Genomic DNA, 25,782 nt, shown 5'->3' on the forward strand with positions numbered 1-25,782 from the left:
TACATGTGCGTTGGCTTTCCTCGCTCACCCCAGTCACTTACTGGAGTAAGCTCCTGGGGATTCACTGTGTCGCCGCCTTCATGTAACTCGAATTATTTAGCGTATAGGCTTCATTTAATTCGTGTTCGATACGCGCGACGTCGCGGCAACGTCGTCGCCCTGTGCATGTTTCTCTTCCGGCTTTTCTTCTACCGGAATGTCTTCAAAGCCCAGCAGTAAGGTGACGAAGAAGGAGATCACGACAGACAGGATCATGACGCCGAATACCCAGGCAATACTCATCGGATTGGTCGGATCGAAGAACTGTACGCTAGTAAATAGCCCTGGCGACGCCATTGAATGGCTTGCCAACCCGCCGATACCTGCGACGGCGCCACAGATAAAACCGGTGATTAAACAGGCGATTAGCGGGCGTTTCAGGCGCAACGCGACACCGTACAGCGCAGGTTCAGAGATCCCGGCAACAATGGCTGATGCCGCCGCCGCCAGCGCCGTCTGACGCAGTTCCGGGTTTTTGGTACGCCAGGCAACCGCCAGTGAAGAGCCGCCAAGGGACAGGTTCGCACCGATTTCAGACGGCATGACCATACCCTCTTTGCCGGTTTCGGCGATAGTTTGAATAATGGTCGGCGTAAACACCCGGTGCATACCGGTCATCACCAGCAGCGGCCAAATAGCGCCCATAATGGCAACGGACAGCCAGCCCAGATAGTCATGTACGGTGTACACCACCGCAGAAATACCGCTGCCGATCCAGATCCCAATCGGGCCGATAAGCATGATGGCAATCGGGGAGGCAATCAGCACGATTAACATCGGCTTGAGGAAGTTTTTGGTCACGGCTGGCGTAATGCGGTCTACCCATTTTTCAATGTAAGACAGGATCCAGGTCATACACAGCGCCGGAATCACGGTATAGGTGTACTTCACCGCCGTGACGGAAAGCCCCATAAACACCACCTGCTGGCCCTGTGCTGCTTTTGCCATCAGATCGATAAACGTCGGATGGACCAGCACCCCAGCGATAGCAATCGCCAGCGACATATTGGTTTTGAATTTTACCGCTGCAGACGCCGCCACCATGATCGGCAGGAAGAAGAACGCCCCGTCGCCAATCACGTTCAGAATCGTGATCGTCGATGCGCCCTTCTCAAACAGCCCAGTCATATCCAGGATCATGGCGAGCAGTTTCACCATCGAGCCGCCGATAATCGCTGGAATAAGCGGTGACATCGTGCCAATCAGCGCATCCAGGATCCCTGCACCGATGCGTCGCAGCGTAATTTTATTGTTCACCGGTACGGCTTTTTCAGCCGTCGCGCCTTCTGGCAGCAGCTTCACCACCTCGGTGTAGGCCTGAGAAACCGTGTTGCCGATGATGACCTGACACTGGTTATCATTTTTCACCACACCCAACACGCCGCCGATCGCCTTCAATTCGGCCACATTCACAGCATCATTGTCTTTAAGCACAAAGCGCAGGCGCGTCATGCAGTGGGTTACCGCCGCGATGTTATCAGCACCACCGATGGCATCAACGATCGAACGGGATACAGCCGCATAATTCTTTGACATGGATAGACAATCTCTCGTAATCGCGCACGCTATACCCGTTTCGACAAACCGCTCAAGTTGGAATTATCGCGTAGCAAGCGTGCATTTATTATTAAATTTCATGCAGTTATGAAAGCATTCATGCCGGTATCCCTGCTCCATGCAACGTGATGAAACGCCGATGGGTAACCGGTTCCACATGATAGTGTTTATATATGAATGCAATTTCAATAGATTGGTTATTATTATTTTACTTATGTGATTACGATCACCATGAAAAAGGCAATACCTCTCCTGCTCACTCCGGTTCTGCATTTACTACTCTGCTTCTGTCAGCCTAATGTGTATAAAATGATAGGCGTGTTCAATGTGTCAGGATGTCCCATGTCGACAATGCAGGAAGTGGCGAAGAAAGCAGGCGTATCAAAAGCGACGGTGTCGCGCGTGCTATCAGGAAAAGGCTATACCAGTGAAGAAACCAAAACACTGGTCTATCAAGCCATTGAGGAGACGGGATATCAACCAAATTTACTGGCGCGTAATCTGGCGACCAGCAAATCAGCCTGTATTGGTTTAGTGGTGACTAACACGCTCTATCACGGCAGCTATTTTAACGAACTGCTGTCACAGGCCGCTAAGAAGCTCGAAGATAACGGACGTCAGCTCATTCTGGTTGACGGCAAGCACAGCGCTGATGAAGAACGCGCCGCGATTCAATTTCTGCTGGGTTTACGCTGCGATGCGATTATCATTTATCCTCGTTTTCTCAACGTGGATCAGATGGACGACATCATCGGACAACACAAGCAGCCGATCATGGTCGTCAACCGTAAACTGCGTAAACACCAAAGCCACTGCATTTGCTGCGATCACAAGGGTTCCAGCTATAACGCCACGCAACATCTGATCGCGCGCGGTCATAAAGACATCGCGTTTATCACCGGGTCGCTGGATTCGCCAACCGCTATCGAACGCCTTTCCGGCTATAAAGACGCGCTGACAGCGGCCAACATCGCAGTACGGGATGAACTGATCGTGAGAGGGAAATGGACACCGCGCTGCGGCTCACTCGCTATTGCTGCCTTGCGCAATAGCCAGGTATTGTTCAGCGCCGTTCTCGCCAGTAATGACGATATGGCGATTGGTGCAATAAAAGCGTTGGATGAGGCAGGCGTTGCTGTACCGAACGAGGTCTCTGTGGTCGGGTTCGATGATATTCCCACTGCCCCGTTTTTGAAGCCGTCACTCTCCAGCGTAAAAGATCCGGTGAGCGATATGATCAACGAAGTGATTCACCGCCTGATCGCGATGCTGGACGGCGGCTATTTCTCGAAAGAGAACCTCTTTTTGTCTGAACTACGGGTCAGGGACTCAATTCAGGACGGGCCGTATGGTAACCAGCCCGTCTGATCTCAATATGGTTTGCGGTTTGTTCATAACCGTCCCAACCGTCAGTATCTCCGTCGCAGCTTGAAGTGTGACGAATATAAAGCTTAAACGTAAACGTTAAGCCGATTAGTGGCCGTTGGGCGATTAACTCCATCGGCTATAGGTGGCGTAAAGACTGGACCGCTATTTTCGTACCCTGGTCGAGTTCGGGTAGAAGCATCCTGATTAGGGTAACCAGACAGGTGCGACGAGCGGGAAATGCCTTGGACATAATCAAGCTTGTCAGGCGTAGCGTAATATGACACTGGATAAACTAGGTTGAGACCAATCATTTTTCTTTCCCCCATTCATCTCATCGGTCAGTAAGACTTACTTTGCTTACTTCTGAGTATAGAACAGTCTAACAGAGGGAATATGTAAGGTTTTGTCTGAAAAAACGCCACAGATACAGCCACAATAAAGGGAAAGGTAAGGCCAAACATCATTCTGATTTACTATCAGGTCGTTATTTGTTTTTCTCCCATGCACGCAGTCGCCCGGCCGCATTCTTATAAGGTGAGGCGGTATTAAACTGAATCATCCGACCACGCGTCCACTTACCGTACCAGCATTCGCCATAGAGTTGTTCATCGGTATAGCGTTCAACCAGTGCGATGAGTGCCAGTTTATTCGCGGCAAGCAGCGCGACCAGTTCCGCCCAATCGGTAATAGGGGCATAGTCCTGATAGAATTTTTGTGCCAGCAGGCCAAGTTGATTCCATTTATAACCGGCCGCGGGGAAATCGATGGGTTTGCCCTGAGCTTCATCCTCATGCCATTTCAGCACCAAATTTCCCCAACCTAGCAGATATGCTACCAGATTTGCTGGGCTCATCTGCGTTCCCTTCGCATGCCCTACCATCTCAGATAAGAAGGCACGTTCAGCGGATACCGCATCAATCTTCTTCATTAGCAACGCAAACTGATTGTTAATTGCCTTGATCAACGCTTCTTTGCTTTCCGGCACTGCCATCGCATAACCTCGGTTTTTCTGCCTCAAACAAACCTAGATTACCGCCTGTAATATGCCATAACATTGTCATCACTCACGTATTTAATCGTTTTTCAGCGCTGCGCCAACAGTCGAATTGATGCCTCACGCTCACGGGGTGACGTCACGGGCGTATGGATAATGAACTCATCGACCCCAAAACGCTGATGATAGCTCTCCAGACGCTGATGAATATGTTCCGGCGTGCCGTAAAGCACATGCCGTGGCTCCTGCTCAATACGGAAATCTGTCGCGCCCGCCTGTCGAACGAAATTTTCGGCCTGCTCCTGACTGCCTACCGTTAGCGGCGGTTTGTTTTCAATATAAACCTTATAGTTATACTGTGTGCTAGCCAGCGCCTCCGCATCTTCATGATGTTCAGCGGCAATCACTGATAGCGACAACAACGTCTGAGCGTTGGCAGGCTTCAATTCCCGGTAGCTCAAGAGTGATTCCGTTAACAGTGCTTCGCTGGCATTAATGAATCCCGCGAATACAAAACTCCAGCCCAGCGATGCGGCTAACCGCGCACTCTCCTGACTGGCCCCCAACAAAAAGCGCTGTGGCGTATGTTCTGGCAGCGGCGTCGCATTCAGGCGCTCGGCAGTATCATCATAACTGCCGAGAAAACGGTTGAGCTGATGTAACTTTTCCGTGAAGGCAACTCGCTCGGCCTCGCCTATTTCCTGCTGAAGTGCGCGTGTCGCCAGCGGCAACCCGCCCGGTGCTTTACCGATACCTAAATCCACACGCCCGCCGGACAACGCACTGATGACATGGAAATTCTCTGCAACCTTATACGGACTGTAGTGCTGTAACATCACGCCGCCGGAGCCGATGCGCAACGTTGTCGTGTGCGCCAATAGCCAAGTGATCAAGACTTCAGGAGACGAACCTGCCAATTCAGCGGAATTATGATGCTCGGAAACCCAAAAGCGGTAATAACCAAGCGCTTCCGCCACTTTTGCCAGCGACACGGTTTGCGCCAACGCCTGCGCTGTACTCATTCCTTCGGCAATGGGGCTTTGATCTAATAAACTGAGCTTATATCCCACGATGTTTCCTTATTTTTAGCGACGCTCCGCCAACAATATTAAGAGTAAAAAACAATAGAAAGGATGTTGCATAAAGGTGTGGAAAATAAATATCAATAATGAATTTTGTTAGCAGAAATATTCATAATAAATAAATACAAAAAGCGCCATCATAAAAAGACATGAAATATAACCAGATGGTATTTATCCATTGAGTGGCTATCGGCTACCTTTACCATGTTTACGTTTTGTTAAGGAGGTGTATTGATATGGCTGAATCTATCCCCTGTTGTGATACGTCATTTGAGCAACAGTTAATTAACTGGCGACGGCACTTGCATCAGTACCCGGAATTATCCAATCAGGAACACCAAACCACCGCGCACATTACCCGCTGGTTACAAGAAAAAGACATCCGTCTGTTACCTCTGGCGTTAACCACTGGCGTCGTTGCCGAAATCGGTCATGGTAGCGGCCCAACTATTGCGCTGCGTGCCGATATTGATGCACTGCCGATTGAAGAATTGGTTGATGTCGATTTTCGCTCCCAACACGCTGGCGTCATGCACGCCTGTGGGCACGATTTCCACACTGCCGTAATGCTCGGCGCCGCCTGCCTGCTGAAAAAACGTGAACCTGTCTTACCGGGCAAAGTCAGGTTATTTTTCCAACCGGCAGAAGAGGTTTCTACCGGTGCCAAACAGCTCATCCGTGCCGGGGCACTCGCTGATGTTGCCGCTGTTTTCGGCCTGCACAATGCGCCGGAACTTCCTGCTGGCACCTTTGCCACACGCAGCGGCCCGTTTTATGCCAACGTGGATCGCTTCGCTATTCACATTACGGGCAAAGGCGCGCATGCAGCCAAGCCTGAACAAGGCATCGACAGCATCGTCACCGCCTGTAACATCGTCAATGCGCTGCAAACGTTGCCCAGTCGCAGCTTCAGTTCGCTGGAATCGCTGGTCATCAGCGTCACACGCATTCAAGGGGGCAACACCTGGAACGTACTGCCGCAAACGGTAGAATTGGAAGGCACGGTACGAACCTACAATGCCGCGATCCGTGCGGAAATACCGGAGCGAATTGAGCAACTGATTGGCGGTATTGCCCTTGCGCTGGGCGCGAAAGCGGAGCTGAAGTGGTATCCCGGCCCGCCTGCGGTCGTGAACACCAGCGAATGGGCCGATTTCAGCAAGCAAATTGCCCAAGACGCAGGCTATCGGGTTGAAAACGCTGAACTGCAAATGAGCGGTGAGGATTTTGCCCTTTACCTTCAGGAAGTGCCGGGCACCTTCGTCAGCATTGGTTCAAACAGCGAATTTGGCTTACATCACCCTCAGTTCAACCCGGATGAAAGCGCCATTGCTCCTGCATCACGCTACTTTGCGCAGCTAGCGGAAGCCGCACTGCATCGCCTGCGCACCACGAAAAGCACCGTTCCACAGGCGGTAATGCCGATCGTTTGACGATCGAGATACCCGGAGCAACCACGGGGTGAGGCGTCCCTGCGGGAACCTCATCCCCGTGTCTCTCCTAATATCGGATTGACGTAACCAATTCATCACCTCCGCCAGATTGACCTGACGGAGGCAGCTATTTTACGCATTAAAATAAAGGTATTAGGAGAGAAAGCGATACCAATTAACCGCGAACAACGTGATAACCACGGGAAAAATACACCAGACCATCGGTATTTTTGCCCTGCTTAATCGCTAATACTCGGCAAATAAAGATATCGTGCGTCGCCGCGCTCACCACTTCCTCAACCCGGCAGTCAAACGCGACCAAAGCATCCTGCAACACCGGTGATCCCGTGTGTAACACGTCCCACTCCGCCGCCGCAAACCGTTCTTCAGTAGACGACCGACTCCCAAACAACGACGACAATTTTTCATGGTGTGCCGCTAGCGTATTGACGCACAAATGTTCATTCGCCTGAAACGTGGGATACACCGATGAACCACGATTCAGACACACCAACAGCGTGCCGGGCGAATCACTGACGCTGGACACGGCAGACGCCGTGAATCCGGCCTTACCAGCCGGGCCATCGGTGGTAACGATATTAACCGCCGCGCTCAGCTTTGCCATTGCATCGCGAAACGCCTGCTGGTCAACGGTGGTCACCGCCGCAGAGGGAACGGCGTCATTCGCAGTTACGCGTCGTTCAACTGTCAAATCAGACATCAAATTTTATCCTTTAGATACGGCGAGACACATAGCCATTAACATCATACTAACAAAACAAATCGCGCCATCATCTGAAATTTTTGAATTTCATTATACATTTTTGTTGTTTTACATCATACCTCGCCTCATCAATAGTGAAAACACACTATTAACGTCCCATTAACCTTTCATTGAATACGTGAATACCTATTGATGGCTTATCGATTGATAGCCGATTTATTGATGGATTATTTTCACCTTCATGGAAGTATATTCGCTTAATAAAAGGTTTCTAATAATGAGTGAAAAACAAATATCATCAAAACGACAATTAAGACTGGGTTTAATATTGCAAGGTGCAGCGGGAAATATGTCCGCGTGGCGACATAAAAATGTCGTCCCCGATGCCAGTATTAATTTTGGTTTTATTCTGGACGCGGTGAAAAAAGCCGAACAGGGTAAATTTGATTTTGTCTTCGTAGCAGACGGATTGTATATCAATGAAAAATCCATCCCCCACTTTCTCAACCGTTTCGAGCCGTTAACGTTACTCTCCGCACTGGCTACGGTTACCAGCCATATTGGTCTGGTTGGCACGCTCTCGACGTCATATTCCGAACCATTTACCACCGCCCGACAGTTTTCCAGCCTCGATCACCTCAGCAACGGCCGCGCGGGATGGAATGTGGTGACATCACCACTGGAAGGATCGGCGAAAAATTTTTCCCGCGCACAGCACCCAGAACACGCGCTGCGCTATCGCATTGCCGATGAATTTCTTCAGGTGGCGAAAGGTCTGTGGGATTCCTGGGAAGATGATGCTTTTATTCGCGACAAAGCCAGTGGACAGTTCTTCGAACCTGAAAAGTTACACACGCTGAATCATCAGGGAGAATTCTTCTCGGTACAGGGCCCGCTGAATATTGGCCGCTCTGCACAGGGTCGCCCTATCGTATTTCAGGCTGGCGCGTCTGAGGACGGGCAAAAACTTGCCGCTAAACATGCCGATGCCATCTTTACTCATCAACACACGCTGGAAGACTCACAGCGTTATTACCGCGAAGTAAAACAGAAGTTGGAAGAAAACGGTCGCCGCACCGATCAACTGCACATCTTCCAGGGCGTCAGTGTGATTGTCGGCAACGATGCGGAAGATGTGGAGCGTCAGTATCAGGAAACCGCACAATTGGTGACGATTGAGGATGCCCTCAATTATTTGGGTCGCTATTTTGAACACTACGACTTCCCACAACATCCGCTGGATGAGCCCTTCCCTGATATCGGCGATCTGGGGAAAAACAGCTTCCGCAGCACTACCGATGAAATCAAACGCAACGCGCAGGAAAAAGGCTTAACGCTACGACAGGTCGCGCTAGAAGCGGCGTCACCCCGTCCGGTCTTCAGCGGTACGCCTGAGCAAGTGGCGGATGGCTTACAGCTCTGGTTTGAAAACGACGCTGCAGACGGCTTCATTATTCAGGGCGGCACGCCGGATACACTCAATCATTTTGTCGATCGCGTCGTTCCCCTGCTGCAACAGCGCGGCCTGTTTCGTCAGGAGTATGCCGGCTACACGCTACGGGAAAATCTGGCGCTGGACTATCCGGTGAATCAATTCACGCGCTAGTTCGCGTAATAGGAGATTCACCGTGAAACGTTCCCCTTTTATCACCGTAACCCGTCTGGCAGCGTTATTAAGCGCCACGCTGGCGATAAGTGCACTGGCTCAAGACGTGGGTTTCGTCAGCCGTATCGATCTCAAGGCCAACCAGACTCCCATTCACACGGTGAAAAACGCCGAAGCCATCGCGCAGATCCCGGCTAATTTCAAATTTGTGACGCCGGGTAAGCTGACGGTTACCGTCTCGGCGCTCAGTTCACCACCGCTGTCGTTGCTGGCTGACGACAACAAGACGATTGTCGGCAGCGATGCCGACATCGCACGACTGGTGGCCGATAGCCTCGGACTGGAGTTGAAACTGGTTCCTGCTTCTTGGGAGGACTGGCCGCTGGGCATCACGGCAGGGAAATACGATGCCGCTATTTTTAATATTGCCGTGACGAAACCGCGCAAAGAGAAGTTCGATTTCGCCACCTACCGCATTGATACGCTGGGTTTCTACGTGAAATCGACCAGCAAAATTACCGCAATCAACAAGCCAGAAGACGTGGCAGGCCTGAAGGTGATTGTCGGTTCCGGCACCAATCAGGAAAACATTCTGCTGGGGTGGGATCGACAAAACCGTGCCAACGGCCTGCCCCCTGTACAGCCAATCTACGTCACCGACGATGCCGCCGCCAATCTGAGCATTCAGTCTGGACGCGTCGATGCGTTTTTCGGTCCGCACTCTATCGGGGCTTATAAAGCGGCGTTAACGGGCAAAACTCGCATGGTCGGCAAAGGCCCGACGGTCGCTTATGTCGCGGTCACCACGCAGAAAGGCAATGGTTTAGCACAGGCAATCAGCACCGCCATCAATGGCACGATCCACAATGGTAGCTATGCACAGGTACTGGATCGCTGGGGTGAAGACGATGAAAAGATCGCGCAATCCGTAGTGAATCCGCCGGGTATCGGCGAGTAAGGAACAGTGACTCACTTTGAAAGTGACAATGTCACCATTATAAATAATAACCTGTAAGGGAAAAACAGATGCAAAAAGAGATCGCCCACACCATCGCACATTCGGTCGCGCCCCCTCGCGTGCGCCCCTCGTTTTTGACAACGTTACTGACGGGATCGCTGCTGCTTGGCACGCTGTCCGTAACAAGCGTACAGGCCGCCATCGACCTGAAAGCCAATCAGCAGCCAATCCATGCGCCGAAAAATGCAGAGGCTATCACGCAAATTCCGGCCGATTTTAAATTTGTTACGCCGGGCAAGTTCACTGTCGCCATTGCCGCGTTGGGATCGTCACCGCCGCTGGCCTTTCTGGCGGACGACAACAAAACCGTGGTGGGCAGCGAGCCGGATATCGCCCGACTGGTGGCAGACAGCCTTGGGCTGGAACTGAACATTGTGCCCACCTCGTGGGAAGACTGGCCGCTCGGCGTGACCTCCGGCAAGTACGACGCCGCCATCATCAATATTACCGTCACCAAAGAGCGTAAAGAAAAGTTTGATTTCGCCACTTACCGCATCGACTCACTCGGCTTCTATGTGAAATCCACCAGTAAGATTCAATCCATCAACGAAGCGAAAGACATCGCTGGTCTGAAAATCATCGTCGGTTCAGGCACCAATCAGGAAGCCGTACTGCTGGCGTGGGATAAACAGAATCGCGCCAGCGGCCTACCCGCTTTTCAGCCTATCTATGTCACGGACGATGCCGCGGCCAACCTAAGCCTGCAATCCGGCCGTTCTGATGCCTATTTTGGTCCAAATGTGATCGGTGCCTACAAGGCCGAATTGACTGGCAAAGTTAAGCATGTCGGTACGGTAAACGGCGGTTACCCCAACGTCGCGCACATCGCGGTCACCACGCGCAAAGGCAGCGGCTTGGTACAGCCAATTAATACCGCGCTGAATGGTGTGATTAAAAGCGGCGAATACGATCAGGTGTTGAACCGTTGGGGAGAGAGTATTGAGCGAATCGGCCATTCAGAAATCAATCCACCGGGGCTGGGCGATTAACCCTGTTCTATGGCTATCGGGACGCCATGCACGTTACCGATAGCCCGTAATATGTTAATGAATCAGGAGTACTTATGTCCGACGATATCTTCATTATTACCCAGCCCGAAGATCCTATCGTGGCCCCCATTATCGACGGTCTGTTCGCGGAATACGAACAGCGCTATGGCGACTTTTTTGGTGAGCGGGAAAGCGATCCACCGGGAATCTACCAGCAGCCGCACGGCATTTTTATTGCGCTGCTGCGTCGGGGCGTACCGATTGCCACCGGTGCGTTTAAACGCTACGACAGCACCACCGCTGAGATTAAACGAGTATGGACGGATAGCTCGCTGCGCCGTCAGGGGCTAGCAGGAAAAGTGATGCAAGAGCTGGAGCAACACGCCCGGCGACTAGGCTATCAGCATTTTTTCCTGACGACGGGTTTCCGTCAACCTGAAGCGGTGAGTTTATACCTGAGCCACGGCTATACGCCTCAGTTCGATACTACCGTCGATCCGGTGACTTACAGTATTCCGCCTTACGACGGGCGTTTACCGTTTAAGAAAGCGCTGGTCGAAACGGCGACGCCACAAGCCGCGTGGCAAACGGAAGTTGAGCTTATCGCCCGCCATTTGAAAGTGTGTTGACCCTTATGCACCGGTACTAACCCTATGCACTAACTACAAAACGACATTTTTCAGCCTCACCTTCAAATGGTATCGATCATGACGCAATCTCTACAAACGTCTTCTCAACAGCCACCGCTGAGCCAGGCGCAGGAACCGCCATTAAACATTGTTCCCGCGCGTTATCCTTTCCGTTTTGCCGGTGCGCTGTTTTCGCTGTTTATCTTTGCCGGAATTATTCAATCTATCGCGCTGAACCCTCGCTGGGAATGGGCGGTCTTTGCCGAATGGTTTTTTAATCCGGTGATCCTTACCGGGCTGGGGCAAACGCTGCTGTTGACCGCGCTTGGCACAGTATTCAGCGTTATTTTCGGCACCGCGCTGGCACTGGCCCGCCTTTCGCCGTCTTACCTGCTTTCCACGCTGTCATGGCTGTATATCTGGCTGTTCCGATCGTTGCCGTTGATTCTGGTGCTAATCATTCTCTACAACTTCTCATATCTCTATGACGAACTGGCGCTAGGGATTCCGTTCACGTCTATCGTGTTCCTACGCTATCCGACGATTGACCTGCTGGATCAGTTTTCCGTCGCCGTGCTTGGTCTGACGCTGGTGCAATCCGCGTATACGGCGGAAATTATTCGTGGCGGTATTCTCGGCGTGGACGCAGGTCAGTTTGAAGCTTCCGCGGCACTCGGCCTGCCCGGTGGCCGCCGCACGGTGCGCATCATTCTGCCGCAGGCGCTGCGCTCCATTCTGCCCACGGGCTTCAACGAGATCATCAGTCTGGCGAAAGGCACGTCGATCGTTTACGTACTGGCGCTGCCGGAGCTGTTTTACACCGTTCAGGTCATCTACAACCGGACGCAACAGGTTATTCCGCTGCTGATGGTCGCCACCATCTGGTATCTGCTGATTACCACCGTGCTCTCCATCGTCCAATACTACGTGGAACGCTATGTGTCCCGCGGTGCCGTGCGTGAAATGCCCCCCACACCGCGCCAGAAGCTCGTCCGTTTCCTGACGCGCAAACGCGCACGTTCACTCATCTGATTCTGGAGATTTACCATGTCTGAAGCTATCGACTACTTTGCGCATGCACGCACCACCGCACAGCCACAGGCAGAAAGCGCGCGTGGGCTGATCGAGATCCGCAATGTGGCGAAACATTTTGGTCAGCATAAAGCGCTGGAGGATATCAATCTGACGCTGGAGCCCGGCTCCGTCACGGTAATCCTCGGCCCATCTGGTTCGGGGAAATCTACGCTGCTGCGCACCATTAATCATCTTGAGCGCGTGGATGAAGGCTTTATCCGTATCGATGGCGACTACATCGGCTATCGCCGCAAAGGAAATACGCTCTATGAATTGAAAGAGAAGGAGGTGTTACGCCAGCGTATCAACGTCGGTTATGTGTTCCAGAATTTTAATCTGTTTCCGCACCTTTCCGTATTGGAAAACATCATTGAAGCCCCACTGGCACATAAACTGTATTCACGGCAGGAAGCGGAAGATGTCGCCTTTACCCTACTGGAAAGTGTTGGACTTCGTCACAAAGCGCAATCTTATCCGCGCCATCTTTCCGGTGGTCAGCAACAGCGTGTCGCCATCGCCCGTGCGCTGGCACTCAAGCCGAAAGTGATACTGTTTGATGAACCGACGTCCGCGCTCGATCCTGAACTGGTTGGCGAGGTGCTGGATGTCATCAAATCACTTGCCCGCTCCGGCGTGACGCTGGTTGTCGTTACACATGAAATCGGCTTTGCCCGCGAAGTCGCCGACCGCGTGGTATTTATGGTCGATGGAAAAATTGTCGAAAGCGGCGAATCTTGGCAGGTGCTGAACCATCCCCGTCATCCGCGGACGATCAACTTTTTGAATAAGGTGCTGTAAAATAATTTGTCGATTAAACATCAATCAGGCTCACCGTAGTGAGCCTGATTAAACGATACTATTAGCCATATTTCCTGGCGAAATCTTCATCTGAATCGCACAGGTAAATAATAAACTCCACAAACGCAATAATGCTTGGAATAAACGTCCAGCAAAAAAGTAAATATAAAATCCCTTGGCCAACCTTTCCTAAGTAGAATTTATGAGCGCCAAAGCCGCCCAAAAAAGCGGCAAACAATGCGGCAGATATTCTACTTTTCTCGCCCTTCCCACCAGCCTGCGTAGCCCCACACTGTGGGCATGCTTTGGCCGAGCTATGAATTTCCTTGCCGCATCCTCTGCAAAACACCATAGTAGACATAATAATTAGACTCCTAATAATACATTATATTAATTTTAACTTCCGTTTACTTACTGCTATACCACACCACCCCAAATAATTAGCAGCGTACTGCGCCATGTTTTATACACCACTGATTTTCAGTGTTCAATTTAAAACTACCCCTAAATAATTCGAGTTTCAGAAAGGCAGCAAGAGAGTGATGCGGGTTAAATCGCGACCAGCCCTCTTACGCCGTCCTGTTCCATCGTTTCGCCTCGCCCGCGCTGTATGATTTCTCCGCGAGACATCACCAGATAACTGTCAGCTAGCTCGGCGGCAAAGTCGTAAAACTGCTCGACCAGCAGAATCGCCATATCGCCACGTTGAGCCAGTTGACGGATTACGGTGCCAATCTCTTTAATCACCGACGGCTGTATCCCTTCTGTCGGTTCATCCAGAATCAGCAACTGTGGTTTACAGGCCAGCGCCCGACCAATCGCCAACTGTTGCTGCTGTCCGCCGGATAAATCGCCGCCACGCCGCTGTTTCATCTCATCCAATACGGGAAAAAGTTGGTAGATCTCATCGGGCACCTGCCGCGCTTGTTTGCCCGGAAAGCGTGATAGCCCCATCAGCAGATTCTCCTCCACCGTCAGACGAGGAAAAATTTCCCGCCCCTGTGGCACGTAGGCAATACCCGCCTGCACACGCTGATAAGGTTTACGTGTGTTAATCGCGTCGCCCTGCCAGCGAATGGTGCCGGACTTCGCCGGAATCAGCCCCATCAGGCATTTCAACAGCGTGGTTTTCCCTACACCGTTGCGCCCTAACAGACAGGTAATCTCGCCGTGGTTTACCTCAAAAGACAGACCGCGCAGGATGTGACTACCGCCGTAATATTGATTAAGTTCTGAAATTTCTAACATGTTAGCGCCCCAGATAAACGTCAATCACCTGCTCATTCGCCTGCACCTCGCGTAGCGATCCTTCTGCCAGCACCTGTCCCTGATGTAACACCGTAACGTGGTCAGCAATGCTCTCGACAAAGCCCATATCGTGTTCCACCACCATCAGCGAGTGTTTGCCTGCCAGACTGCGGAACAACTCGGCGGTGTAGGCAGTTTCTGCGTCCGTCATTCCGGCGGCAGGTTCATCAAGCAACAAAAGATGCGGTTCCTGAACCAACAGCATGCCAATTTCCAGAAACTGCTTTTGCCCATGCGACAACAGCCCTGCTGGTCGCTGGCGTTCGTGACCAAGCCGCAGCAGCGCCAGCGTGTCGTCAATCCGGTCGCGTTGTTCGCCGCTCAGTCTGGCGCGCAGGCTTGCCCACACCGACTTGTCGGTTTTCAGCGCAATTTCGAGGTTTTCAAACACCGTCAGCGCTTCAAACACCGTCGGTTTTTGGAATTTCCTCCCAATTCCCGCGCGGGCGATGTCTACTGGCGATAGCGTCGTCAAGTCAGTGAATTGATCGTAAAACACCTTACCGTTATCCGGTCGCGTTTTACCGGTGATAACATCCATCAGCGTGGTTTTCCCCGCGCCGTTTGGTCCGATGATGCAACGCAACTCCCCCACGCCAATCTGCAACGAGAGATCGGTGAGCGCCCGAAAGCCGTCAAAACTTACGTTAATCTTGTCGAGTTGCAGCACCGGGTCGGTCTGGTGCCGATGGCGATCCGACGGGTGTCGCTGGGCAAACTGGGTCGGCGAAGAAGCCGTTGGTGCAGGCACTGAAGGTACAGATACAGGCTCAGTCATGTTTCTTCCTCCTCAACAATCCAATCACCCCACGTGGCAAAAATAGCGTGACGAGAATAAACATCAGCCCTAAAAAGAACAGCCAGTATTCGGGAAAGGCCACGGTAAACCAGCTTTTTGCTCCGTTGACGATCCCCGCACCGAGCAGTGGGCCGATTAGCGTTCCGCGTCCTCCCAGCGCAACCCAAATAGCGGCTTCGATGGAGTTGGTCGGCGACATTTCACTGGGATTGATGATGCCAACTTGAGGTACATACAGCGCGCCAGCCAGCCCGCACAGCACCGCGGAAAGCGTCCAGACAAACAGTTTGAAACCTTTCGGATCGTAGCCGCAGAACATCAGCCGGTTTTCCGCATCGCGCACCGCCGTCAACACACGGCCAAATTTACTGCGCGCCAGCGCAAACCCCACCAGCAGGCTGGCGGTCAGCAACAGCACGGTGGCAACAAACAACCCGATACGTGTCCCGGTGGCCGTAATGGGAAAACCCAACAGTGTAGTAAAACCGGTGAATCCGTTATTGCCACCAAAGCCAGTTTCGTTACGAAAGAACAGCAACATCCCGGCGTAGGTCAGCGCCTGCGTCATGATCGAGAAATAGACACCCTTGATTTTGGAGCGGAACGCGAACCAACCGAATACAAACGCCAGTACGCCCGGCACCAGTACGATCAGGCACAGCGCCCAGGCGAAATACTGCGTGCCTGCCCAGAACCACGGTAGCTCCGTCCACGACAGGAATGACATAAACGCGGGCACCCCCTCGCCAGCGGCTTGTCGCATCAGATACATGCCCATGGCATAGCCGCCCAGCGCAAAAAACAGGCCGTGACCGAGTGATAGCAGCCCGGCATAGCCCCACACCAGATCCAGCGCCACGGCAACAATGGCATAGCACAAAATTTTGCCAATCAGCGTCAGCGTATAAGTGGAGATAGCCAGCGGGTTATCTGCGGGTAACAGCGCAAGAAACGGCAGTACCAGCAAAGCGAATAGAATGATTGAACCAAGGCCAAGCATGAGTCGCGGTGCACGCTGCGTCAGGGTTATCGTCATCGGTTGTTTAATAGATTGCGTAATAGGTTGCGTCATCAGTCAATCACCCGCCCTTTGAATGCAAACAGGCCCTGTGGCCGTTTCTGAATAAACAGCACGATCAGTACCAGAATGACGATTTTGCCCAGCACCGCACCGATCTGCGGCTCCAGCACTTTGTTGAGAATGCCGAGACTAAACGCAGCCACCACCGTCCCTGCAAGCTGTCCGACGCCGCCCAACACAACGACGAGGAAGGAATCGATGATGTAACCCTGTCCCAGTTCCGGCCCGACGTTGCCCAATTGCGACAGCGCTACGCCACCAAGACCAGCGATACCAGAACCCAAACCGAAGGCCAGCATATCGACGCGTCCGGTCGGCACGCCGCAGCAGTCCGCCATCGCGCGGTTTTGCGTCACCGCCCTCACATTCATGCCAAGACGGGTTTTATTGAGTAGTAACCAGGTGAGCAGCAGCACGCCGAGTACGAACAAGATCACCGCGATGCGGTTATACGGCAGCACCAGATTTGGCAACAAACGCAGCCCGCCGGACAGCCACGCAGGGTTCGCAACCTCCAGATTCTGCGTACCAAACAGCATCCGCACCAGTTGGATCAGCATCAGGCTAATCCCCCAGGTTGCCAGTAGCGTTTCCAGTGGGCGCCCATAGAGATGGCGAATCACCGTGCGCTCCAGCGCCATACCAACGCCTGCCGTGATAAAAAAAGCGACAGGCAGCGCCAGTAGCGGATAATACGGCAGCCAGGCGGGCGCAAACTGCTGGCACAGCGACTGCACCAACCAAGTCGCGTACGCGCCCAGCATCAACATTTCACCGTGTGCCATGTTGATAACGCCCAATAACCCGTAGGTGATCGCCAGCCCGAGCGCCGCCAGCAGCAAAATCGAGCCAAGCGACAGACCAGTAAACGCCTGCCCTAGCAGATCGCCGACGATCAAACTCTGCTTAATCTGATCCAGACTCTCCTGCGCCGCCGCACGCACGCCGGTATCTGGTTCATTCGGGGCCTGCGTTAACGGCTGTAACAGTGCCTGCATTTGCGGAGCGCCGGTCTGTCCGAGTCGTTTGACCGCCTCAAGACGCACCAGTGGATCGACATCGCTTAGCTGCCGAGTGGCAATAGCAATATTCAGCGCATCGTGCACCTGTGCATTTTTTTCTACGCTCAGTCGCTGTACCAGAAGCGGCAACTGTTCCGCACTGCTGTCGCTTTGTAATTGCCGCACCGCATTCAGGCGAGTGGTTGCGTCATCACTGACTAACTGGTGCGAGGCCAGCGCCGTGGCAATCAGCACGCGCAGGCGGTTATTCATAAACAGCTTTTTGGTCGCGCCCACCGGTTGGGCATTCCCTTCCAGCGGCGTTAACGTGCCCTGTACATCCATAAACGGCTGCTGATCTCGATCGAGCACCACCGATTCATCGCGCAACGCCTGTAGCAGCGGCAAGCGCACAGGTTCCGGCGCTGCGGCCCATTGTTGCAACAGTTCGGCCTGCTGCGTGCGGCTGGCGGCGGAAAAATCGGCCGCAGGTCCGGCCTGAGCCAGCAAAGGAAGCATCAGACACAGCGACAGCACAAACGTAGATAATTGACGATTAATCATCGCAATGTCCGCCATATAAGAGAGGGAATATCCCCGTCCAGTATGCTGGACGGGGCGTGGAGGGATGACGTTTACTGCGCTGCTTTGATTGGATGATCGGGCTTCTTATCATTACCGGCGATGTACGGGCTCCACGGTTGGGCGCGAACCGGTTTATCGGTTTGCCAGACCACGTTGAACTGACCGTTTTCCTCGATTTCGCCAATCATCACCGGCTTATGCAAATGGTGGTTAGTGCTGTCCATCGTCAGCGTAAAACCATCCGGTGCGGCAAAGGTTTGACCCGCCATGGCGACGCGTACTTTATCCACGTCTGTGGTGCCCGCTTTTTCTACCGCCTGCGCCCACATGTGAATACCGACATAGGTGGCTTCCATTGGATCGTTAGTCACCACCGTCCCCGCATTCGGCAGGTTTTTCGCTTTGGCATAGGCTTTGTAAGCGTCCACGAAGTCGGTATTGGTTGGGTTATCTACCGATTCAAAATAGTTCCATGCCGCCAAATGGCCGACCAGCGGTTTGGTATCAATCCCGCGCAGCTCTTCTTCACCTACCGAGAATGCGACAACCGGCACGTCGGTCGCTTTGATACCCTGATTCGCCAGTTCTTTATAGAACGGCACGTTGGAATCGCCGTTGATGGTGGAAACCACCGCCGTCTTACCGCCTGTCGAAAATTTCTTGATGTTGGACACGATGGTCTGATAATCGCTGTGGCCGAACGGCGTATAAACTTCCTCGATATCCTTGTCCTGCACGCCTTTCGCATGCAGGAACGCACGCAGGATCTTGTTGGTGGTACGCGGATACACATAGTCAGTACCCAACAGGAAGAAACGTTTCGCTGCCCCGCCGTCTTCACTCATCAGGTATTCCACGGCAGGGATCGCCTGCTGATTGGGTGCCGCACCGGTATAGAACACGTTCGGCGACATCTCTTCACCCTCATACTGCACCGGATAGAACAGCAAACCGTTTAACTCTTCAAACACGGGCAGCACTGATTTACGCGATACCGATGTCCAGCAGCCGAACACTACCGCCGCTTTGTCCTGCGTCAGCAACTGGCGCGCCTTTTCAGCAAACAGCGGCCAGTTCGAGGCTGGATCGACCACGACCGGCTCCAGTTTTTTACCTAGCACCCCACCTTTGGCGTTGATTTCATCAATGGCCATCAGCGCCACATCCTTCAGTGGCGTTTCCGAAATCGCCATTGTGCCGGACAGCGAATGCATAATGCCGACTTTGATAGTCTCCGCCGCCTGCACGCTCCAGGTTAGCCCCATACCCACTACCGTTGCGGAAAGCGCAAAAACTTTTAGCAATGAACGTCTTTTCATTTATTAGCCCTTAAGTCATGTTGAGTGAGAATGGAATCGTGTGATGCGTTAGATGAAACTGATTCAGTTGGAGCCGATTGCGTTGAAACAGATTGAGGCCGTGCCTGCTGTAGCATGTGCAGGGTGATTTTCCTGACTTCGGCCTTACTAACGGCAATGTGGTCAGTCAGAATGCGCTGCGCCTCCTCGGTGTGTTGTTGCAATATCGTCAGCAGAATCCGGGCATGCTCTTTATAAGTCGCATCGATGCGATCCTCACGGGTGAAGTCGAGACGGCGAATAATGCGGATTTTCTCCGTCAGTTCACCGTGAACGCGCGCCATTTCGCTATTGCCCGCCGCCGCAACCAGCCCCCGATGAAACGCTTCGTCGTAACGGGATACGACCTTCCCATCATCCAGACGCGGTTCCTCAATCCAGAAGCGTTTCAGGTCAGCCAGTAATTCAGCGCAGCGCCCCGGCGGCATCCCGCACAGTCGGCGAATGGCTTCGCGCTCCAGCACAATGCGGAAGTCATACAGTTCTTCGAAATAGGCGAAATCAAACGGACGAACCTGCCAGCCGCTGCGGAAATAGACTTCGACATACCCTTCCCGCTCCAGCCAGAACAGCGCCTGACGCACTGGCGTGCGGCTGACCGACATCCGCTCGGCAATCTCATTTTCACTAAAGCGATCGCCCGGCATCAGGCGAAAATCGAAAATGTCGTTTTTCAGCGCCTGATACACCCGTTCTGCCAGTGCTTCCGGACGATCTTTACTGCTTTTTTGGGTGCCTGTTCGCATCGTTTTATCCACCTCGCCGTTTATTACCTGTCGTCCGTTTTATGCAGACGCATACTTTATTCCAGCCATAGCAAGGCATCACCGGGGCTAACTGGTCGTCCCGGCTGACAGCCGATGCGCTTCACCCGGCCTGACTGCGGCGCGCTGATCGTCAGTTCCATTTTCATGGCTTCAACGATAATCAGCGGTTGTCCGACTTCAATGACATCGCCGACAGTCACCAGTACTTTCCAGATATTGCCGTTCATATCTGCACTGACCTGAAACGCATCTTCGTCGTTTTCTTCGGATATCGGTGGCGTGTCTTCCAGCGGTATGTTGTCGTCCTCCTGCTGCCACAGCGCCACTTCGGTTTCAAATGCAGCGGCCTGACGCTGGCGAAACGCGGCAATATCGTCTGCTTGTTCCGTCAGGAAACGGGTGTGTTCAGCGAAATCAAACGTGGTTTCTTCGATGCGGATCGCGGCACGTCCTTCGCGAAAATCCTCACGCAGCGTCGTCAGCTCAGCTTCGCTAACCGGATAAAACCGCACCTGATCGAAGAAGCGCAGCAGCCATGGTTCATCGACGATGAACTGATCGTTTTTGAGGAACTTGTTCCAGATCGGCAGCGTGCGTCCCACCAATTGATAGCCACCCGGCGAATCCATGCCGTAAATGCACATGTACATGCCGCCGATACCGACCGTGCCTTCGGCGGTGAAGGTGCGCGCCGGATTGTATTTTGAGCTAAGCAGACGGTGACGAGGATCAACCGGCACGGCACAAGGCGCGCCAAGATAAACGTCACCCAACCCCAGAATCAGGTAACTGGCATCAAAAATGATGTCGCGCACGTCATCACGGCTCGGTAAGCCGTTAATACGCTGGATGAAATCGACGTTATTCGGTAGCCAAGGCGCACGGGCGCGAACGGTTTCACGGTAGCGTTCAACCGCACCAAGCGTGGCGCTGTCTTCAAACGCCATTGGCAAATGGACAATACGTGACGGCACTCTCATCTGGCTGACGTCGCCAAGCTGACTTTCCAGATGCAGCAACAGATCCAACAGCGCACGCTGGCGAAGAATCCGGCTGTCATAACGTATCTGTAGCGAACGCACGCCGGGCGACAATTCTTCTATTCCCGCCGTCTCAGAAGCGCGGATCGCAATCATCAGTAGATGAATACGCAGCCGCAGCGCCAGATCGAGCACGTTCTCACCGTATTCGATCAGAATGTAGTTATCGCCTGCCTGACGGTAAACGGCGACTGGCGTGGTCGCCGTGGCTTGTACGGCAGCCAACACCGTTGCAGAGCCGAATTCCGTCGTCGCCAACGAGGGAACTGCAAATGCAGGCGCACGGGTTACGCCCAGCGTGGACACGCAGTCAGCCTGCGCCTGTTCCAGTGCCAGCGCTTCCTCAGCGCTGATAGGATGAAAACGGATACGATCGCCCGGTTTCACCTGACCGACTTTCCACAGCTCCGCTTTGGCAATAGTGACCGGACAAACAAACCCGCCCAGGCTCGGCCCATCGCGTGTGAGGATCACCGGAAAATCGCCGGTAAAATTCACCGCGCCGATCGCATATTCACAGTCGTGAACGTTGGAAGGATGTAAGCCGGCCTCGCCGCCGTTCGCTCGCGTCCAGCTTGGTTTTGGTCCCACCAGACGCACGCCCAGTCGGTTCGAGTTGTAATGCACCTGCCATTCTGCCGCGAAAAATTCGTCGATCGCCGCGTGAGTAAAGAAATCCGGCGCACCGTGTGGACCGTAAAGCACACCAATGCGCCAGTCGTTGCCATACTGCGGGATCAGCGCAGCATCCACAGCCTGCGGTGCGCTCACCGGCGCGGGCGTGGTGCAGGCAGGCAATGCGGGTTGAGAAATCGCCAGCATATCCGCCACGCGTAGCGTTCGTCCGGCATGGCCGCCAAATTCTCCGAGAGCGAACGTCGAGCGGCTGCCGAGATACTGCGGTACATCGATGCCGTTGCGTACCGCCAGATAGGTGCGACAGCCAGACTGCGCCCGCCCCAGCGTCAGCGTTTGCCCAGCCGTTACCGTAACAGGCTGCCAATAGGGTACCGCCTCCCCATCCAGCGTCGCTGGGCAGTCAGCCCCCGTCAGCGCAATTACCGCCGTACTGTGGAAACGCAGCATCGGCCCTTGCAGCGTAAATTCCAGCCCTGCCGCCGCCTCATCGTTACCGACAATACGGTTTGCCAAACGGAAAGCGAAATCGTCCATCGGGCCGGACGGCGGCACACCGATATCCCAATAGCCGAGGCGTCCGGGATAATCCTGCACGCTACTCCAGGTGCCGGGTTGGATGACTTCAATCACTGACGCAGACGGCGTAAAACTGTCGAGCATTCGCGTCCATACCGTTCCGCTACGGAATGCGTCAGTGGTGATAATTTGGCGCAGGTAATCCAGATTGGTGGCAATACCGTGCAAACGTGTCGCGTTCAGCGCCTGTTGCATCTTCTCCAACGCCAGCTCACGAGTTTCTGCGTGAACGATCAGTTTGGCGATCATCGGATCGTAATACGCCGACACCTCGGTGCCAGTGCTCACCCAACCATCGACCCGCACGTCGTCAGGAAATGCCACTTCGGTTAGCACACCGGGGCTGGGCTGGAAATTTTTCAGCGGATCTTCCGCATAAATGCGCACTTCAATCGCCGCGCCTCGCGGGAGTTGTGCAAGCAGTGCCCAATCCAGCGGTTCATCCGCCGCAACGCGCAGCATGCATTCGACCAAATCCAGTCCGGTGACACATTCCGTCACCGGATGTTCAACCTGCAATCGGGTATTCACTTCGAGGAAAAAGAACGTATCGCGCTCGGCGTCGTAGATAAACTCCACCGTTCCCGCACTGCGGTAGCAGACCAGCTCGCCAAGTTTTACCGCCGAAGCCAGCAGTGCCGCGCGTGTCGCGTCCGGCAAATGCGGTGCGGGTGTTTCTTCCACCACTTTCTGGTTGCGCCGCTGCAATGAGCAATCACGTTCGCCCAGCGCCACCACACGGCCTTTGCCATCGCCAAAAATCTGTACTTCTACGTGGCGCGCCCGATCGATACAGCGTTCGAGAAACACGCCTGCATCGCTGAAGAATTGCTCCCCCAACCGACGCACGCTCTCCCATGCGGCTTGCAGCGCGGTGGCATCTGCACAGCGCGTCAGGCCAATACCCCCGCCACCGGCGGTACTTTTCAGCATCACCGGATAGCCGATTTCTTCTGCCGCAGCCAGCGCGTCCTCCAACGAGGCCAGCAGCGGCGTTCCCGGTGTCATCGGCACACCGGCAGCCGCGGCCAGTTCACGGGCGCGGTGCTTCAGGCCAAATTCGCCAATTTGCTGCGCGGTTGGCCCGACAAATGCGATGCCCGCTTTTTCACACGCAGCCGCAAACGGCAGGCTTTCGGATAGAAAACCGTAGCCCGGCCAGATCGCTTCTGCCCCCGTCTGCTGCGCAGCCGCCAGCACCTTATCGATACACAGATAGCTGTCGCTAGCCTTTTCCCCGCCAATCGATACGGCGATATCAGCATCTTTCACATGCTGCGCGTTTTTATCCGCGTCGGAGTAAATCGCCACGCTGGTAATCCCCAAGCGCTTCAGCGTGCGTATCGCACGACAGGCGATCTCACCGCGGTTAGCAATCAATACGGTCTTAAACATGAGACGTCTCCTGACGTGTGAGCCAATGACGCCAGCCGCCGAACGCGGTGATATCCGTGGCATCGCTTAACGCGGCCGGTTCGCAAATAAAGCCTTTAACCTGTCGCCCGTCGGCTAACGTCAGCGTGCCAATTCCCAACGGCGCCGGAATCTCTGCAACAAACTCACCAAAACGCGCCAGCGGGATGTCCCACAACTCGACGACGATCGCCGCGCCGTCGGTGCTTTTCGCTAATCCGGGCTTGGCAGGTTGCGTATTCGCCAGCGCATAAAGGCGATAGTTTTCCGCCGTACGCGTCTCTTCCACTCGCACCGCATCGCGGTTAGTTAACTGATGGTTCAGGGGCATGCCCGTTAGGTGCGCGCCGACAACGGCGAGACGAACGTGCAGTGCGGAAGGCGGCAAGACAGCGGAAACGGAAGGCAGCGGTTTTCCGGTTGCGCCTAGCGTGAGCGCCAGTTGCGTCTGCCAGCGCAGACCAAAGCTCGCTAGTGCACGGTCGTGCCAGGCGGGCGCAATCAGCGTGATACCTGCGGGCAAGCCGTCAGCACGGAAAGGTGCAGGCAATGCCAGCGCCGAAAGATCGGCCAGATTGGTAAAGTTGGTGTAAGTTCCCAACTGGGAATTGTTACGCACCGGTTCCTGCTTCATCGCCTCAAGCGTGTGGATGGTCGGCGAGGTCGGCACCACTAACGCATCGAACGCGGCCAGCGTCTGCTGGATTTGGCGTGCCAGTTCGGCCCGCAGATATTCGGCTTTGAAAGCATCCACGGCGCTGAAATGCTCACCGCTCGCCACAATACCGTGCACCACCGGGTCCATACTCTCCGGTTGCCGCAGCAGGCCACCAACCGCTACCGTGCGTTCCGCCACCCAAGGGCCTTGGTAAAGCTGTTCTGCCAACTGCGTGAATGCACTGAAATCGATGGGATGCAGCGTCGCCCCCGTCGCTTCTAATTCAGCCAGCGCGTGCTGCCATGCTGCCTGTGCGGTGACATCGGCAAAAAAGGTCGGATCGCTGGGAATAGCAAAACGCGGTGCGGTTGGCAGCGCGGCAGGCGCACACCCCGGATGGCGGCGTGAATATGCATCTGCTGCATCGTACCCACCAGCCAGTTCCGCGACGGTAAACGCATCTTCGACCGTTAGCGCGAACACGGAAATGGTGTCATTCAGGCGACAGGCCGGTACGACACCGCTTGCCGATAACCACCCTTTCGTCGGCTTCAGGCCGATAATATTGTTAAAACCTGCGGGAACCCGTCCCGATCCGGCTGTGTCGGTACCCAACGAAAACGCCACCAGTCCACGCGCTAATACCGAAGCCGATCCTGAACTAGAGCCACCGCTGATATAATCCGCATTGAAGGTGTTCGGCACCGCGCCAAACGGTGAGCGCGAGCCCACCAGCCCAGTGGCAAACTGATCGAGGTTAGTTTTGCCAATGACAATGGCCCCTGCCGCTTTTAATTTGGCAACGGCCGTCGCATCCTTGTCGGCCAGATAGGTAAATGCTGGGCACGCCGCGCTCGTCGGCCAGCCTGCAACATCAATATTGTCTTTGACGGCAAAGGGAACACCGAACAGCGGCTGCGAGTCTGGATTTTCACGATACAGCGGTAATAGCGCCGCGATCTGCGCTTCAAGCAGCTCAGGTGTCGCCAGCACGATCCACGCGGGATCGTCCGCTGACAGACTAGCAAGCAGCGAACTTAACGTCTCGCCAACGCTAGCGGCCTGCTGTTGGTAGTGCTGTTTCCATTCCTGAAGCGTGAGTCCTGTCATTCTTGGCATGATGTGAATCCCATCTGGTATACAAGATTGAATTCACTAAAGCGAAAACCATGCCAGTTTTCACTCCTTTGATTTATATGAAATTAAATAAGATCGTTTCATTAGCATGCACAGAAAAGGAACAACC

The 25,782-nt window shown here is 53.9% G+C and carries 21 protein-coding genes; 8 read left to right on the top strand and 13 right to left on the bottom strand.

All coding sequences use genetic code 11. The features are described 5' to 3' along the window. Window positions 1–114: 114 nt before the first annotated feature. Window positions 115–1,575 carry a PTS cellobiose/arbutin/salicin transporter subunit IIBC gene (gene ascF, locus A7983_RS19760; protein WP_005974288.1) on the bottom strand — a complete coding sequence of 487 codons (1,461 nt, stop codon included), beginning with the start codon at window positions 1,573–1,575 and terminating at the stop codon, window positions 115–117. Between the two features lie 363 nt (window positions 1,576–1,938). Here ascF and A7983_RS19765 point away from each other — a divergent pair, with 363 nt between their 5' ends. Further along, window positions 1,939–2,964, top strand: coding sequence for a LacI family DNA-binding transcriptional regulator (locus A7983_RS19765; protein ID WP_005974283.1), 1,026 nt, complete (start codon window positions 1,939–1,941; stop codon window positions 2,962–2,964). Window positions 2,965–3,448: 484 nt separating this feature from the next. On the opposite strand, the gene A7983_RS19770 is transcribed toward A7983_RS19765, so the two are convergent. Beyond that, window positions 3,449–3,955: a ClbS/DfsB family four-helix bundle protein gene (locus tag A7983_RS19770; RefSeq protein ID WP_005974279.1), complete on the bottom strand. Its 507-nt coding sequence runs from the start codon at window positions 3,953–3,955 to the stop codon at window positions 3,449–3,451. A 92-nt stretch (window positions 3,956–4,047) separates the two neighbouring features. Next, window positions 4,048–5,028: an LLM class flavin-dependent oxidoreductase gene (locus tag A7983_RS19775; RefSeq protein ID WP_005974277.1), complete on the bottom strand. Its 981-nt coding sequence runs from the start codon at window positions 5,026–5,028 to the stop codon at window positions 4,048–4,050. A gap of 248 nt (window positions 5,029–5,276) precedes the next feature. On the opposite strand from A7983_RS19775, the gene A7983_RS19780 reads away from it, so the two are divergent. Then, on the top strand, window positions 5,277–6,473 hold the full coding sequence (locus tag A7983_RS19780; RefSeq protein ID WP_005974274.1) for a M20 peptidase aminoacylase family protein: 1,197 nt from the start codon (window positions 5,277–5,279) through the stop codon (window positions 6,471–6,473). Window positions 6,474–6,648: 175 nt separating this feature from the next. Here A7983_RS19780 and A7983_RS19785 read toward each other — a convergent pair whose 3' ends face one another. Further along, window positions 6,649–7,194, bottom strand: coding sequence for a flavin reductase (locus tag A7983_RS19785; protein WP_005974272.1), 546 nt, complete (start codon window positions 7,192–7,194; stop codon window positions 6,649–6,651). A 280-nt stretch (window positions 7,195–7,474) separates the two neighbouring features. On the opposite strand from A7983_RS19785, the gene A7983_RS19790 reads away from it, so the two are divergent. The 6 genes from A7983_RS19790 (at window position 7,475) to A7983_RS19815 (ending at window position 13,311) form a co-directional block, all read left to right on the top strand. Next, window positions 7,475–8,803 carry an LLM class flavin-dependent oxidoreductase gene (locus A7983_RS19790; RefSeq protein WP_005974269.1) on the top strand — a complete coding sequence of 443 codons (1,329 nt, stop codon included), beginning with the start codon at window positions 7,475–7,477 and terminating at the stop codon, window positions 8,801–8,803. Between the two features lie 22 nt (window positions 8,804–8,825). After that, complete coding sequence (locus A7983_RS19795) at window positions 8,826–9,761, top strand: ABC transporter substrate-binding protein (RefSeq protein WP_005974266.1); 936 nt, start codon at window positions 8,826–8,828, stop codon at window positions 9,759–9,761. A gap of 68 nt (window positions 9,762–9,829) precedes the next feature. Next, window positions 9,830–10,810 (top strand): ABC transporter substrate-binding protein, encoded by a 981-nt coding sequence (locus A7983_RS19800; RefSeq protein ID WP_005974263.1) that lies wholly within the window; start codon window positions 9,830–9,832, stop codon window positions 10,808–10,810. Between the two features lie 74 nt (window positions 10,811–10,884). Beyond that, on the top strand, window positions 10,885–11,439 hold the full coding sequence (locus A7983_RS19805) for a GNAT family N-acetyltransferase (protein ID WP_005974257.1): 555 nt from the start codon (window positions 10,885–10,887) through the stop codon (window positions 11,437–11,439). A 78-nt stretch (window positions 11,440–11,517) separates the two neighbouring features. Continuing rightward, window positions 11,518–12,471 (top strand): amino acid ABC transporter permease, encoded by a 954-nt coding sequence (locus tag A7983_RS19810; RefSeq protein ID WP_039479267.1) that lies wholly within the window; start codon window positions 11,518–11,520, stop codon window positions 12,469–12,471. 15 nt (window positions 12,472–12,486) lie between these two features. Next, the gene (locus tag A7983_RS19815; protein WP_005974252.1) at window positions 12,487–13,311 is read left to right on the top strand and encodes an amino acid ABC transporter ATP-binding protein; all 825 of its coding nucleotides are present in this window, start codon (window positions 12,487–12,489) and stop codon (window positions 13,309–13,311) included. A gap of 61 nt (window positions 13,312–13,372) precedes the next feature. Here the strand turns inward: A7983_RS19815 and A7983_RS19820 are convergent, their stop codons facing one another. The 9 genes from A7983_RS19820 to atzF form a co-directional block, all read right to left on the bottom strand. Beyond that, a complete protein-coding gene (locus A7983_RS19820; protein ID WP_005974249.1) occupies window positions 13,373–13,672 on the bottom strand; it encodes a TM2 domain-containing protein in 300 nt (99 codons plus the stop codon). 188 nt (window positions 13,673–13,860) lie between these two features. Beyond that, window positions 13,861–14,559 (bottom strand): urea ABC transporter ATP-binding subunit UrtE, encoded by a 699-nt coding sequence (urtE, locus tag A7983_RS19825; RefSeq protein WP_005974246.1) that lies wholly within the window; start codon window positions 14,557–14,559, stop codon window positions 13,861–13,863. Between the two features lies 1 nt (window position 14,560). Then, window positions 14,561–15,397 carry an urea ABC transporter ATP-binding protein UrtD gene (urtD, locus tag A7983_RS19830; RefSeq protein WP_005974238.1) on the bottom strand — a complete coding sequence of 279 codons (837 nt, stop codon included), beginning with the start codon at window positions 15,395–15,397 and terminating at the stop codon, window positions 14,561–14,563. Beyond that, on the bottom strand, window positions 15,390–16,466 hold the full coding sequence (gene urtC / locus A7983_RS19835) for an urea ABC transporter permease subunit UrtC (RefSeq protein WP_039479278.1): 1,077 nt from the start codon (window positions 16,464–16,466) through the stop codon (window positions 15,390–15,392). Before urtC ends, urtD begins: the two co-directional genes overlap by 8 nt. Before the next feature lie 23 nt (window positions 16,467–16,489). After that, window positions 16,490–18,079 (bottom strand): urea ABC transporter permease subunit UrtB, encoded by a 1,590-nt coding sequence (urtB, locus tag A7983_RS19840; protein WP_043885472.1) that lies wholly within the window; start codon window positions 18,077–18,079, stop codon window positions 16,490–16,492. 56 nt (window positions 18,080–18,135) lie between these two features. Next, entirely contained in the window at window positions 18,136–19,404 is a 1,269-nt protein-coding gene (urtA, locus tag A7983_RS19845) for an urea ABC transporter substrate-binding protein (RefSeq protein WP_005974230.1), read from the bottom strand. Then, window positions 19,401–20,189, bottom strand: a complete 789-nt coding sequence (locus tag A7983_RS19850) for a GntR family transcriptional regulator (RefSeq protein WP_005974227.1) — start codon at window positions 20,187–20,189, stop codon at window positions 19,401–19,403. Before A7983_RS19850 ends, urtA begins: the two co-directional genes overlap by 4 nt. 56 nt (window positions 20,190–20,245) lie before the next feature. Next, complete coding sequence (gene uca, locus A7983_RS19855; protein ID WP_005974225.1) at window positions 20,246–23,860, bottom strand: urea carboxylase; 3,615 nt, start codon at window positions 23,858–23,860, stop codon at window positions 20,246–20,248. Next, window positions 23,853–25,655, bottom strand: a complete 1,803-nt coding sequence (atzF, locus tag A7983_RS19860; RefSeq protein WP_005974224.1) for an allophanate hydrolase — start codon at window positions 25,653–25,655, stop codon at window positions 23,853–23,855. The genes uca and atzF overlap by 8 nt, the downstream gene beginning before the upstream one ends. Window positions 25,656–25,782 lie beyond the last annotated feature (127 nt).

The sequence above is a fragment of the Pectobacterium wasabiae CFBP 3304 genome, from assembly GCF_001742185.1.
Classification (GTDB): domain Bacteria; phylum Pseudomonadota; class Gammaproteobacteria; order Enterobacterales; family Enterobacteriaceae; genus Pectobacterium; species Pectobacterium wasabiae.

Coding starts and splice junctions, on each gene's coding strand:
- ascF (WP_005974288.1), bottom strand. CDS start 1,575: ATGTCAAAGAATTATGCGGCTGTATCCCGTTCGATCGTTGATGCCATC.
- A7983_RS19765 (WP_005974283.1), top strand. CDS start 1,939: ATGTCGACAATGCAGGAAGTGGCGAAGAAAGCAGGCGTATCAAAAGCG.
- A7983_RS19770 (WP_005974279.1), bottom strand. CDS start 3,955: ATGGCAGTGCCGGAAAGCAAAGAAGCGTTGATCAAGGCAATTAACAAT.
- A7983_RS19780 (WP_005974274.1), top strand. CDS start 5,277: ATGGCTGAATCTATCCCCTGTTGTGATACGTCATTTGAGCAACAGTTA.
- A7983_RS19785 (WP_005974272.1), bottom strand. CDS start 7,194: ATGTCTGATTTGACAGTTGAACGACGCGTAACTGCGAATGACGCCGTT.
- A7983_RS19790 (WP_005974269.1), top strand. CDS start 7,475: ATGAGTGAAAAACAAATATCATCAAAACGACAATTAAGACTGGGTTTA.
- A7983_RS19800 (WP_005974263.1), top strand. CDS start 9,830: ATGCAAAAAGAGATCGCCCACACCATCGCACATTCGGTCGCGCCCCCT.
- A7983_RS19805 (WP_005974257.1), top strand. CDS start 10,885: ATGTCCGACGATATCTTCATTATTACCCAGCCCGAAGATCCTATCGTG.
- A7983_RS19810 (WP_039479267.1), top strand. CDS start 11,518: ATGACGCAATCTCTACAAACGTCTTCTCAACAGCCACCGCTGAGCCAG.
- A7983_RS19815 (WP_005974252.1), top strand. CDS start 12,487: ATGTCTGAAGCTATCGACTACTTTGCGCATGCACGCACCACCGCACAG.
- A7983_RS19820 (WP_005974249.1), bottom strand. CDS start 13,672: ATGTCTACTATGGTGTTTTGCAGAGGATGCGGCAAGGAAATTCATAGC.
- urtE (WP_005974246.1), bottom strand. CDS start 14,559: ATGTTAGAAATTTCAGAACTTAATCAATATTACGGCGGTAGTCACATC.
- urtD (WP_005974238.1), bottom strand. CDS start 15,397: ATGACTGAGCCTGTATCTGTACCTTCAGTGCCTGCACCAACGGCTTCT.
- urtB (WP_043885472.1), bottom strand. CDS start 18,079: ATGGCGGACATTGCGATGATTAATCGTCAATTATCTACGTTTGTGCTG.
- urtA (WP_005974230.1), bottom strand. CDS start 19,404: ATGAAAAGACGTTCATTGCTAAAAGTTTTTGCGCTTTCCGCAACGGTA.
- A7983_RS19850 (WP_005974227.1), bottom strand. CDS start 20,189: ATGCGAACAGGCACCCAAAAAAGCAGTAAAGATCGTCCGGAAGCACTG.
- uca (WP_005974225.1), bottom strand. CDS start 23,860: ATGTTTAAGACCGTATTGATTGCTAACCGCGGTGAGATCGCCTGTCGT.
- atzF (WP_005974224.1), bottom strand. CDS start 25,655: ATGCCAAGAATGACAGGACTCACGCTTCAGGAATGGAAACAGCACTAC.